Raw genomic sequence first — 12,656 nt, 5'->3', positions numbered from 1 at the left:
TGAGGGAATATCACACAAAGGAGTGCACATGAATCGCAAATTCGCCTCGGGCCTCGCGCTCGGGGCCGTCGCCCTTCTCACCCTCACCGGTTGCGGAACCGTCGGTGGTGGTGGAGGAACAGCGGGCGACGGTGAAAAAGTATCGCCCGAAGATATGACCATGGTCACCGTCGTCAAGATCACCGGTGTCGGCTGGTTCGACCGCATGGAAATCGGAGTCAACGAGTTCGCGAAGGAAACCGGAATCGACGCTCGTCAGGAAGGTGCAGACGACGCGAGCCCAGAGAAGCAGATTCAGATCATCCAGGATCTCATTCCCCAGGCTCCGACAGCGATCACGGTAGTTCCGAATGCGCCCGAGGCCCTCGAGACCGTACTTGAGCAGGCGAGAGACCAGGGAATCATTGTCGTCACGCACGAGGCCGCGGGAATCGAGAACGCGGACATCGACATCGAGGCGTTCGAGAACAAAGCATACGGCGCACAGATCATGGACAACCTTGCCGAATGCATGGGGGAGACAGGCGAGTACGTCTCGTTTGTTGGCGGTCTGACGGCAAAGACGCACATGGAGTGGGTTGGCGGAGCCCAAGAAAAACAGGAAGCTGAGTACCCCGACATGAAGCGCGTCGAGGACCCGATCGAGACAAAGGAAGACGAGAACGTCGCGTACCAGCGTGCAAAGGAACTGCTGGCGAAGTACCCGGATCTCAAGGGGTTCCAGGGGTCGGCAGGAACTGATGCCGCCGGCATCGCTCGTGCTGTGCAGGAAGCGGGACTCGAGGACAGCGTCTGCGTCATGGGAACCAGCATCCCGTCTGTTGCGAAGAAGTATCTCGAAGACGGATCGATCGACAAGGCATTCTTCTGGGACCCTGCACTGGCAGGCAAGGCGCAACTGAAGATCGCCGAGCTGCTCGCCAGCGGCAAGACGATCGAAGAAGGCACGGACCTCGGAATCGAGGGGTACGAGTCGCTGACGAAACTTGACGGTTTCGACAACGTGTACGTCGGAGATGCCGCGATCGAAGTGGACGCGGATAACGTCAACGACTTCGATTTCTGATCCGCTCATCAACGCATGGCAGCGGGGCTCGCAGGAAGCCCCGCTGCCGAGAGGACAACAATGGTCGAACTCACTGAAGCGCCCGTTCTCGAGGTGCGCGGCATCGTCAAAGTCTTCGGCGGCGTGACCGCGCTCGACGGTGTGTCAATGTCGCTTCTCCCCGGCCGCGTGCACTGCCTCGCCGGTGAGAACGGCTGCGGCAAGTCAACGCTCATCAAGATCATCAGCGGAGTGGAGGCCCCTCAAGCCGGGGAGATCTTCATCGACGGCGAAGCGATACACCGCATGACACCGGCCCGAGCATTGCGTGCCGGCATCCAGGTGATCTACCAAGATTTTTCGCTGTTTCCCAACCTCACCGTCGCAGAAAACATCGTTCTTCCCGCGGCGATCGCATCGCAGAAGAAGCTGTTCAACCGCGCGCGCAGTCGGCCAGACGCCCAGCGCATCGTCGACGAGCTGGGGCTCAGTCTGAACCTGGATGCTGACGTCGAAAAGCTCTCGGTCGCTGATCGCCAGCTCACAGCAATCTGCCGTGCTCTCGTGCAGGACGCACGCATCATCTTCATGGACGAGCCGACGACGGCGCTGACGCATTCTGAGGTGGAGCGACTCTTCGCTCTGGTGCGCACTCTGCAGGAGCGCGGAGTCGCGCTGGTGTTTGTCAGTCACAAACTCGACGAGGTGCTCGAGGTGTCGCACGACATCACCGTGCTGCGCAGCGGAGCGATGGTCGCGAGCGGAGAGGCCAACGACTACAGCGTGCAGTCACTGACCATGGCCATGACCGGGCGAGAAGTCGACACCAGACGACAGGTGAACGAACTCGGCGAACCCGGCGCCCCGCTGCTCGAGGTCACGGAGCTCGACCTTCCCGGCGCGTTCAACGATATTTCGTTCGACCTTGCGCCGGGGGAGATCCTCGGCATCACCGGACTTCTCGGATCGGGCCGCGGCGAGATCGTCGAAGCGCTGTTCGGGTTGCTGAAACCCGAATCCGGGGCGGTGACGGTGAACGGGGCGAAACTGCGCCTCGGCAGCATCCAGTCATCGATCTCGGCCGGAATCGGGTATGTGCCCGAAGACCGGTTGACACAGGGGCTGTTTCTCGAGAAGTCGATTGCCGACAACATCATCGCCGGTTCGCTTGACAGGCATACTCGCGGAAAGCTGGTGCTCAGCCAGAAGCGCATCGCCGAGACGATCTCGACGCTGTTCACGCGCCTGAGAATCAAGGCGCCAAGCGTCGCCGCGCCCGTGCGCTCGCTCTCGGGCGGCAACGCGCAACGCGTCGTGCTGGCAAAGTGGCTCGCAACGAAGCCGAAGATTCTCATTCTCAACGGCCCCACCGTCGGCGTCGACGTCGGTTCGAAGAATGAGATTCTCACGATCCTCCGCGAGGCAGCCCACGACGGTATGGGAGTCATTATGATCTCAGACGACGTGCCCGAACTCGTGTCGATCTGCAACCGCGTGATTATCGTTCGCCGCGGCTCGATCGTCGCCGAATTCGACAGCCAGCAGATTGAAGAGCAGCACATTCAAGAGGTGATGGCGGCATGACGATCGGAAACCGCATCAAAACGCTGTCGGCACGATTCGCCGGCTCGAACAACGAGGGCGTGCTCGCGATCATCATCGTGGTGCTCGTCATTGTGATGAGCCTCTTGAGCCCCTCGTTCTTCACCGTTCATACACTGTTCTCCATTGCGCGCTCCGCGCTCGTGCCCGCCGTTCTCGCCATCGCCGTGCTGCTCGTCATCATCTCGGGCGGCATTGACGTGTCGTTCGCTGCCATCGCGATCTTCGCCGCCTACACAACCGTGCACTTCGCTCAGCAGGGTCAGTTCGACCCGGGAATCATCGGCATCCTGATCATTTCGTGTCTGATCGGCGGCCTACTCGGCCTCGTCAACGGCGCCGTCATCGCCCGTTTTCGATTGCCGACGCTGATCGTCACCCTGGCAACCCAGGGCATCTTCCGAGGCATCCTGCTTGTCTATATCGGGTCGCGCTACATAGCGCAGCTGCCCGACAGTATGGCCGGCTTGTCGACGGCGAACCTGATCGCCATCGAGGGCAGCAGTTCCTACCTTCCCCTTCTGATCGTGCCCGTCGCCGTGCTCGTGCTGCTTGTCGCGTGGATGCTGCGCAGAACAATGTTCGGCCGCGGAATCTACGCCATCGGCGGTGACACCGAGGCCGCACGTCGCGCGGGATTCCCCGTTGTGCGCTTTCAGATCATCCTCTACGTCATGGTGGGCGCGATCGCGGCGATCGGTGGGCTGATCCACGTGATTCTGAACCGCAACGCGAACCCGCAAGACATCGTGGGCACCGAGCTCGACGTGATTGCCGCTGTCGTGCTCGGCGGCGCATCCATCTTCGGCGGTCGCGGCTCGGTTCTCGGAACCGTGCTCGGAGTCGTGCTGGTGCAGCTCATCAACAACAGCCTGCTGCTCATGGGCGTTCCCACCGCCTGGCAGCGCGCAGCCGTCGGACTGCTGCTTGTCGTCGGTGTAGGAATTCAGGCAATCTCGGCCAGACGCGCGTCACGACGAACGTTCGTCCTCGACACAGTGGAGGCGTAGCCCATGCCCACTCGTTCCCAACCAACCTCAGCCGGGCAGATCAACTCGCGCATCGACAACACGGTGCGCACCTGGATTTCGCACATCCACGTTGACCGTGGAATCGGCCGGATGCTCGTGCTGCTTGTAATCGCATTCGCCCTGTTCGCGGTACTCAACCCTCGGGTGTTCATGAACCCACTTAACCTGCAGAACATCATGGTGTCGGCACCCGAAATCGGAATTCTCGCCATCGCGATGACCCTCGCGATGCTGACCGGCGGCATCGATCTGTCACTCGTGTCGATCGCCAACCTCACGGCCATCACGATCAGCATGATGTACACAGGGTTCGCCGCAAGCGACCCGGCGCTGGCCGAATCGTTGGGCGGGCTGATTGTGCTCGTCGGCATCGCCGTCGGCGTTCTTGCGGGGCTCATCAACGCATTCTTGATCAGCACCGTCGGAATCACACCGATTCTGGCCACGCTCGCGACGATGCAGATCTTCAACGGCATCGCCATTGTGTGGACGGGAGGCAAGACCCTCTACGGTGCCCCGCAGGCGCTGTCCGGTGTGGGTAAGGCGACGGTCGCCGGCATCCCCGTGCTGTTTCTGCTTTTCGTCGTCGTCGCGATCGTCATCGGTCTTCTGGTCAACAGAACCCCGTTCGGTCGCAAGACTCAGCTTCAGGGGGCGAACCCGGCGGCCGCACGTTTCTCGGGCATTCGCAGCACGTCCGTGCTTTACGGCACCTACCTCACAACCGGGCTGCTCGGAGGCCTCGCCGGCATGCTGTTCGTCACGCGCAACCCGACAGCCAGCGCCGATTATGGCACGTCGTATGTGCTGCTCGTCATCGTGATCGCCGTGCTCGGCGGCACAAACCCCATGGGCGGGTTCGCGACGGTGACGGGCGTCGTGCTTGCGACGCTCGTGCTGCAGGTCGTGCAATCCGGGTTCAACGCGATTCGCCTGTCGTCGTACGAGTACTCGATCGCGCAGGGAGTGATCTTGATCGGCGTGATGGTGTTCGATCAGCTCAGGTTCCGGCGACGAACGCGGTACGTCGCGTCAACCCAGACGCGCAACATCGCCACGATGTCGAACGTCGGTGACGATGCTGACGAGGACGTCGACATAGTGGAGAAGAAGTGACCGAGTTTTTTCTGGGAATCGACATTGGCACCTACGAGACAAAGGGTGTTCTCGTCGACACGGCGGGTGCGGTGCACGCGACGGCACGTGCGCGCCACGGCATCTCGACGCCTCATCCCGGCCACGTGGAGCATGACGCCATTGACGTGTGGTGGAGCGACTTCACATCGGTGTCTCGCGAGCTCGTTGCCCAGCTGAATCCCGGAGACGAGATTCTGGCCGTGGCGTGCAGCGCCATTGGCCCGTGCGTGCTACCCGTCGATTCTCAGCTGAACCCGCTTCGCCCCGCCATTCTCTACGGGGTCGACACCCGGGCAGACGAGCAGATCGCGGACTTCGAACGCCGCATCGGCCGCGACGAAATCTTTCGGCGCTCGGGCAATACGCTCACAAGCCAATCGGCGGGGCCGAAGATCGCCTGGATCGCTGACAACGAGCCTGCGGTCGCCGAGGCAGCGCGCTGGTACATGACGAGTCAGAGTTTTCTCGTGGCGAAGCTCACAGGCGAGGTCGTGATCGACCACGCCACCGCCGGGTACTACCACCCGTTCTACGATCTGACCGACGGATGCTGGGACCTGTCGGGCTTCACCGACATTCTGCGCGTCGAGCAGCTGCCCGCCCTCCGGTGGTCGAGCGATGTCGCCGGATACGTGAACGCTGCAGCCTCTGCTGAAACCGGCATTCGCGAGGGCACCCCGGTGCTGACGGGGACATCGGATGCTGTGGCCGAGGCGGTCGGAGCATCCGTTATGGACGACGGCGATCTCATGCTCATGTATGGGTCGAGCGGGTACATGATCCGAGTGGTGTCTGAGCCCGTTGCCGACAACGTTCTGTGGTCAGCGCCGTTCGCTTTTCCCGATAGCTACGTGCTTGCCGCAGGAACCTCGACGGCGGGCACGGCAACCCGCTGGGCTGCCGACGTTCTGGGGCTGAACGACGCGGCGGGTGATGCTGCCATGTTTTCTGCGCTCATGGATCTCGTGCACGAGGCGCAACCGGGCGCTGACGGTGTTGTGCATATTCCGCACTTCAGCGGTGAACGCACGCCGTTCCACGACCCCGGAGCCCGCGGTGTTTTCACAGGGCTGTCTCTTACAACGGGCCGAGCCGAACTTGCCCGCGCCGTCATCGAGGGCGTGGCGCATTCTGTTGTTGCAGCGGTCAGCGCCTACACCGACATTGGACTGCGCCCGAAGCGGGTCATGGCGATCGGCGGCGGAACAAAAAATGACGTGCTCGTTCAGACAGTCAGTGACCTTCTCGGGTTCGAGCAGAACTGCGCGGCGACGATCGGCGCTGCGTACGGTGACACGATCCTTGCGGCGCTGGGTCTCGCCATCACGACGAAAAGCGACATTCGCGAAAACTGGGTCGCCATCGATGCAACGGTGTCTCCGAGGTCACACGACGACCCAACCGTCGAGACGCTGCGCCGCGCCCATGGCGAGTTTCTCTCGACCTACACCGCGCTGCGCTGCGCCCGATCCAATGAAGAGGAGAAGACCGAATGAGCAGGTGGCCCGAACTGGCCGCGCATCTTGCCGACGTCAATGAGGTGACAGAGGGAAGCCGCGTCAGCATCTTCATCACGTCGGCCTCAGTCGTCGATGCAGCTGAAGCTTTCGTGCGCGAGGTGTATCGCCGAGGCGGGTTGCCGCAGGTGCAGCTGACCGACGAGACGTACGACAGGTACGCACTCGACTTCGCCTCGGACGCAATCCTCGGTGAACCGGGACCCATGGAGCTCGCCTCGATGAATTGGGCCGATGTTCACGTGTCCTTTCGCGGAATGGTGGTGCCGCCCGACACCATCGATGAACGCAGGCTCAGCCTGCAGCGCGCCGGCAAGGGCGCCGTGTCAACGGCACGCTGGCAGAACACACGATGGACGCTTGTGCGTGTTCCCAGCCCCGAATGGGCAGAGCTCATCAACGTGAGCTTTGACGGCCTGATGGCGGAGTTCTTCGCATCGACACTCGCGGAGTGGACTGCACACAAGCGATCGCTTGAGGCGCTGTGCCGGCAGCTTGACACGACATCGATTGTGCGAATTCAGGATGCCGACACCGATCTGACACTCACGTGCACGGGCAGAACGTGGGTACCGTTCGCCGGTGACGCCAACCTGCCCGACGGCGAGATCGCAACGGCTCCGCTCGAAGACGGCGTCGACGGCAGCATCCGATTCGCGGGAACTTTCTGGTTCGGTGGTGCCCGCATCACCGATTTGCAGCTTGAGTTCGAGCGCGGAGTCGTCACCGACGCACGCGCCCGAGAGGGTTACGAGTTCGTCTCGCGAATTCTGGACACCCCCGGAGCGCGAACCGTCGGCGAACTCGGAATCGGCACCAACCCCGCCATGACGACGCTCACCGGCGATCTGCTGCTTGACGAGAAGATTCTCGGCACCGCGCATATCGCTCTCGGCCGGTCGTACCCGCAGTGCGGTGGCCTCAACGAATCGACAATTCACTGGGACATCGTCAAAGACCTGCGTGGCAGCGGTAGCCTGTTCGCCGACGACGTTGCGCTCATAAAAAACGGCGAGGTGCAACCGGTGCTCAGGCGCGATTACGACGGAGGATGAGAATGCGAAAGATCATCAACTCGGCAGATAACTTCGTCGACGAGGTTCTCGACGGAATTCTGCTTGCACACGGCACCCAGCTACGATCGGCGACGAGTGACAGGCGAGCGCTGGTTCGAGCGGATGCTCCGGCCGAGGGCCGCGTCGGAATCGTTACAGGCGGAGGCTCAGGGCATCTGCCATTCTTTCTCGGCTACGTCGGCAAAGGGCTCTGCTCTGCCGTCGCCGTCGGCAATGTGTTTTCGTCGCCCTCCTCAGCGCAGATTCACGCAGCATCCGTCGCCGTCTCGTCGGGGTCCGGCCTCCTCTACCTCTACGGTAACTACGGCGGTGACGTGTACAACTTCGACATGGCAGCCGACCTCTGCCGATCCGCGGGCATCGATGTACGTACGGTGCTGGGAAACGACGACATCGAGTCGGCGCCCGAGGGAAAAGAGCAGACGCGGCGCGGCGTCGCCGGGCTCGTGCTCGTCTACAAGGCTGCGGGCGCGGCGGCCGATCGGCTCTACTCACTCGACGATGTCGAGCGCGTTGCCAACAAAGCGGTGGCGGCAACACGGACGATGGGCGTGGGCCTCTCACCGACGGTGCTACCTGCGGCCGGGGAAGAAACGTTCTCGCTCGACGAGGGAGACATGGAGATCGGCGTCGGAATCCACGGAGAGAAGGGGACGCACCGCGGTCCGCTGGAAACCGCCGACCAGATCACCGACCGTTTTCTCGCGCAGCTTGGCACCGAACTTGACCTCACCGACGGCACCCGCGTCGCCGTGCTGGTCAACGGGCTGGGCTCGACTCCGCTCGAGGAGCTCTACGTCGTGTACAGGCGAGTGCACCGTGTGCTCGCCGAGCGCGGCGTCACCATCGCCTACCGGCTGATCGGCGAGTACGTCACGAGCCTTGAGATGGCCGGGGCTTCCCTCTCAATCATGCAGCTCGACGATGAGCTCGAGGAGCTATTGAGCGACCCCGCAGCGTCACCGTTCTTCACGCAGGGCGAAGTAGCCGACATCGACATTGCACTGACCGAAAGCGACACGGATGCTACGAGCTCGAGTGCTGTCGACATCGGGCGCACCGGAACACGGAGTTCCCTGCGTGACGCACTGCTCACCGCGTTACCGAACATGGCGAGACACACCGATGAGCTGCGCGACCTCGATGCAGCGTTGGGTGATGGCGACCTGGGAATCACGGTGTCGGCGGGAAGCACGGCCGTCGTCGATGCGCTCTCTGAACTGCCCGAAGATGCGGACGCTCGAAGCATCCTGACCACGGCAGGGCTCGCGTTCTCCGCGGCCAACCCGTCGACGTTCGCGGCGCTGGTCGGGAGCGGCCTGATTGGCGCCGCTCAGATGCTGGCGCCCGAGAGCGATCTGACCAGCGATCGCGTCGCGCCGTTGCTGCGCGCTGTCGTCGATCGCATCGCCGAGCGTGGTGGAGCCGAGGTCGGAGACAAGACACTCCTCGACGTGCTCGACGCGGTTGCGGGTGCGGTCGAGAACGGCGTGCCGCTCAGCGTGGTGGTCTCCGTGGCGCGATCTACCGTTGAGTCGACGACGCGGCTGCAGTCAAAGCGCGGCCGTGCAGCGTGGCAGCAGGAGCGCTCGGTCGGTCAGGCCGACCCGGGAAGCGTCGCTGTGCAGCGCTTTGTCGAAGAGATCGCGGGCGTGCTGGAAGGAGGCATATAAGGCGACAAAACGGAAGTGCCCCGGTTTCGACGAGGCGCAGAGAACGCTCTCGCCGGCGACAGTGCAACGGGTCTATTGGTGATCGGCGGAGACGAGCACCACCTCGACCTGTATTCCAGCCGCCCTCAGTTCCTGCAACACGTCCGCGTCGATGCCGGAATCAGTGATGATCGTTGCTGCCTGAGTGAGGTCCATCACATGAGCGAACCCGGTCTGATGGAACTTGCTGGAATCGGCGAGTATGACGACTTCTCGTGCTGAGGCGATCATCGCTCGCTTCACATCGGCATCCTCAAGGTTGAACTCAGTGGCTCCGCCGTCAAGTTCGAGCCCCCCTACAGAGATAAACGCCTTGTCGAGACGGATCTCCTGATAACAATCGATTGCTCGTTGCCCGGTAAGGGAGAGTTCATCTGCACGTGTCACCCCGCCGGTCACGATGAGCCGAACTGAGCGCTCCAACGCATGGAGCTCGGTAACCCGGTTGGCGACCCTCAGGCTGGCGGTGACAACAGTCAGATTATCGACGTGAGCAAATGCGGGGATCATTTCAATCACCGTCGAGCCAACATCGAGCCCGATTGCGTCGCCCTCGCGCACATAGGCTGCTGCCGCCGCTGCGATCGCAGCCTTGGACGCACTTGACGACGCCGATCGCATGCGAAATGGCGGTTCAAACGCACGGCCAAGTGATCGTGTTGCCCCGCCGTGGGTTCGTCGAACCAACCCCGCTGTTTCTAGCTCGAGAAGATCGCGCCTAATTGTCATTTCAGATACGGCAAACTCCGAGCTGAGATCTATGACGCTCACTGTTCCTGCCAGCTCAAGGCGGTCCACAATCTCGCTCTGTCGTTCAGTTTTCATATGTGTTTTCTACCACACCAGACACGTTTATTTGCAAGACAGATGCTTGCAAGATGTGCGATATTTTGGTGAAACAAACATTCAGTTGTGCAAAAGCACGTTCAATATGTATTCTTTGATCATCCTCAATGTTTGAGATGTTTGAATACAAATTTCAATGGAGAAACCACATGGCACCACCGAAGGTCCAAATTGCGATTGACACGACGTCTGCCGAGCACGCACGCGAACTCATCGAGATCGCACAGGCGAGCGGCGCCGATTGGATCGAAATTGGTAAGCCACTTATCGAATTTGAGGGGCTTCGAGGTCTCGAGGAGCTCAAGGACCAGCTCGAGGCTCCTTACGTTCTCTTTGACCTCATGGTGATGTCGTCACCGGCGAAGTACATCAGCGCCGCACACCGTCTCGGGGCGAATAACGTGACCGTCTCGGCCCACGCGCCGCTCGAGACTATTCAGGAGGCGGTGTACGCAGCCCACGATCTCTCAATAGCGCTGACCGTCGATCTCTTCAATGTTGAGAATCCCGTTGAACGAGCAGTAGAAGCCGCGCACACGGGCGCAGACTACGTGATGGTGCACTTTGGCGTGGACCAGAAGAGGCACCAGCCCGAGGGCTCGCCCATTGGAGTTCTCCGTGAAGTCGCCCTGGCGGTAGATATTCCCGTTTCGTACGCAACGTACGACGCTGACGAGAGCAGGCGCGCCGTAGAGGCCGGCGCAAGCGTCATCGTTCAGGGCGAACCGCTCTTGTCGGCGGAGGAGCCGAGAAAAGCTCTCTCGGAATTCATCGCGACGACGAAGAACGTCATTAAGGGGAACGAAAAGTCATGAAGGCAGCTCTTATCCGCGCTGAGCGCGACCGCAAAATTCTCGTCACAGAGGACGTGCCACGGCCGGAGATCTCTCCCAGCCAAGTTCTCGTCCGTATTCATGTTGCTGGTATCTGCGGTTCGGACCTCCACGGGTTCATGGACGCGGCCGGCACCGCCCGTCGAGATGGTCTCATCATGAGCCATGAGGCGGCGGGAATCGTCGAAGAGATCGGCAGCGCCGTCGAATCTGTGACCGTGGGGGACCGCGTCACCGTAGACCCGCAGGTCGTGTGCGGACAGTGCGAACCGTGCCGGAATGGCTGGATATCCATCTGCGACAACAAGCGAGTGACAGGATCGAGTCTGCGGGGGTTCGAACAAGGCTCCATGGCTGAGTATCTCGCCGTGGAGAGCTCCCAGGTCTACAACTTGCCCGAGAACCTGACCTACGCGATGGGGGCCCTCATCGAGCCCCTCTCCAACGCGATACACGTGATTAATCGAGCGAGCATCCGCCTCGGAGACACCGTCGTCGTCCTTGGTGCAGGAACCCTGGGACTCTGCATGATCCAAGCGGCACGCGCTGCGGGAGCTGGGCGGATCGTCGCCAGCGATACGTCCGACTTTCGGCTCACAGTTGCACGGCAGCTTGGAGCAGATGTCACAGTCAACCCGCTGACCGCCAAACTTCGCGACGTCGTTTCAGCTGAGACCGACGGAGTAGGGGCTGACGTCGTCATCGAATCGGTCGGCATTGATGCCACATACCAAGACACCATTCACATCGTCCGCAAACGAGGCAGAATCATGTTTTTTGGGGCGGTGCAGCCGACTGTCAGTGTGGACCTCATGCCGATCCTTCACAAGGAGATCGACATCGTGGGGTGCACGGGAGCCAACGACGAAACACAGATCGCGATCGACATGATGGCGTCTGGTGCGATCGATATCGCACCGCTGCTCACTCACTCATTTAGCTTGGATGAGGCGCAGGCTGCATTCGACGCGATGGCTGACCCGAGCATCGACACCATCAAAGTCCAAGTAACTGTCTGAAGGCCCTCGATGCAGAAAAACTCATTTGGGGCAGCACGCACGGTGCTGACGTACATCATCGTTCTGGGCAGCTTATTGCCGTTGGTCTGGTTGCTTGTCACATCGCTGAAGGTTGGCAGAAGCGCGCAGGGCGGTTTTTCGTTCATTCCCTCGTTCGACAGCTTTGCGTCGGTGCTCGGTCAGTCCGACTTCTTCGAGGCATATGGAAACAGCTTGATCATCGTCGCTGCGACGACCTTGCTGTCGCTGTTCTTCGGAATCACCGCCGGGTACACAATCGCTCGTACGCAGGGCAAAGCAACCGGGGCCATGGGAATCTGGATCATTCTCGTGCGCATGGCGCCGCCGATGGGATTCGCACTGCCCTTCTTCCTCATGTTTCGGGCGACGGGCCTACTTGACACCTACCCGGCACTTGTACTCGTCTATCTGACCATCACCCTGCCCTTTGTCACATGGATTATGGCGGGATACTTCAGGTCAATCCCTGTTGCCCTCGAAGAGGCGGCACGAATTGACGGCTGTACGCGAATTCAGGCGCTGTTCCGCATCATCGTTCCATCGTCGTGGCCCGGGATTGCGACCTGCGCGATCTTCTCGTTCATCATGTCGTGGAATGAATTCTTCTACCCGTTGATCCTCTCGGGACGGGAAACGCGAACGGTCTCCGTGAGCATCCAAGGATTCATCAGTTACGCGGGTGTCGATTGGGCGGAGCTTTCCGCAGCGTCAGTGCTCGTCATCCTTCCCGTGCTCATCTTCACAATCTTCACGCAGAAGGGCCTGATCAGAGGGCTGACTGCTGGAGCCGTCAAATAGCAGCATTTTCTAACGACAA

At 61.1% G+C, this 12,656-nt stretch carries 11 protein-coding genes; 10 read left to right on the top strand and 1 reads right to left on the bottom strand.

The annotated features are described in order from the left end of the window. Nucleotides 1–28: 28 nt before the first annotated feature. Genes HCR76_RS15275 through HCR76_RS15245 form a run of 7 tightly spaced genes read left to right on the top strand, consistent with a single transcriptional unit; the run spans nt 29 to nt 9,081 of the window. Nucleotides 29–1,066 carry an autoinducer 2 ABC transporter substrate-binding protein gene (locus tag HCR76_RS15275; RefSeq protein WP_166987377.1) on the top strand — a complete coding sequence of 346 codons (1,038 nt, stop codon included), beginning with the start codon at nt 29–31 and terminating at the stop codon, nt 1,064–1,066. Between the two features lie 60 nt (nt 1,067–1,126). Next, complete coding sequence (locus tag HCR76_RS15270) at nt 1,127–2,629, top strand: sugar ABC transporter ATP-binding protein (RefSeq protein WP_166987380.1); 1,503 nt, start codon at nt 1,127–1,129, stop codon at nt 2,627–2,629. Further along, entirely contained in the window at nt 2,626–3,657 is a 1,032-nt protein-coding gene (locus HCR76_RS15265) for an ABC transporter permease (protein ID WP_166987383.1), read from the top strand. The genes HCR76_RS15270 and HCR76_RS15265 overlap by 4 nt, the downstream gene beginning before the upstream one ends. Before the next feature lie 3 nt (nt 3,658–3,660). Further along, entirely contained in the window at nt 3,661–4,794 is a 1,134-nt protein-coding gene (locus HCR76_RS15260; RefSeq protein WP_244971420.1) for an ABC transporter permease, read from the top strand. Next, complete coding sequence (locus tag HCR76_RS15255) at nt 4,791–6,311, top strand: FGGY-family carbohydrate kinase (protein WP_166987386.1); 1,521 nt, start codon at nt 4,791–4,793, stop codon at nt 6,309–6,311. The genes HCR76_RS15260 and HCR76_RS15255 overlap by 4 nt, the downstream gene beginning before the upstream one ends. Continuing rightward, nucleotides 6,308–7,387: an aminopeptidase gene (locus HCR76_RS15250; protein ID WP_166987389.1), complete on the top strand. Its 1,080-nt coding sequence runs from the start codon at nt 6,308–6,310 to the stop codon at nt 7,385–7,387. Before HCR76_RS15255 ends, HCR76_RS15250 begins: the two co-directional genes overlap by 4 nt. Nucleotides 7,388–7,389: 2 nt before the next feature. Then, nucleotides 7,390–9,081, top strand: coding sequence for a dihydroxyacetone kinase family protein (locus HCR76_RS15245; RefSeq protein ID WP_166987392.1), 1,692 nt, complete (start codon nt 7,390–7,392; stop codon nt 9,079–9,081). Between the two features lie 72 nt (nt 9,082–9,153). Here HCR76_RS15245 and HCR76_RS15240 read toward each other — a convergent pair whose 3' ends face one another. Further along, a complete protein-coding gene (locus tag HCR76_RS15240) occupies nt 9,154–9,945 on the bottom strand; it encodes a DeoR/GlpR family DNA-binding transcription regulator (protein WP_166987395.1) in 792 nt (263 codons plus the stop codon). Nucleotides 9,946–10,115: 170 nt separating this feature from the next. Between HCR76_RS15240 and HCR76_RS15235 the strand changes: the two genes are divergently transcribed. From HCR76_RS15235 to HCR76_RS15225, 3 genes are read left to right on the top strand one after another with little or no spacing between them, the layout of a single operon-like run. Beyond that, nucleotides 10,116–10,781, top strand: a complete 666-nt coding sequence (locus tag HCR76_RS15235) for an orotidine 5'-phosphate decarboxylase / HUMPS family protein (protein WP_166987398.1) — start codon at nt 10,116–10,118, stop codon at nt 10,779–10,781. Next, nucleotides 10,778–11,818 (top strand): zinc-dependent alcohol dehydrogenase, encoded by a 1,041-nt coding sequence (locus HCR76_RS15230; protein ID WP_166987401.1) that lies wholly within the window; start codon nt 10,778–10,780, stop codon nt 11,816–11,818. Before HCR76_RS15235 ends, HCR76_RS15230 begins: the two co-directional genes overlap by 4 nt. Before the next feature lie 9 nt (nt 11,819–11,827). Continuing rightward, a complete protein-coding gene (locus tag HCR76_RS15225) occupies nt 11,828–12,637 on the top strand; it encodes a carbohydrate ABC transporter permease (protein WP_166987404.1) in 810 nt (269 codons plus the stop codon). Nucleotides 12,638–12,656: the final 19 nt, after the last annotated feature.

The organism is Paramicrobacterium chengjingii (assembly GCF_011751765.2).
GTDB lineage: Bacteria > Actinomycetota > Actinomycetes > Actinomycetales > Microbacteriaceae > Paramicrobacterium > Paramicrobacterium chengjingii.
This window is presented reverse-complemented; position numbering and strand designations above follow the sequence as displayed.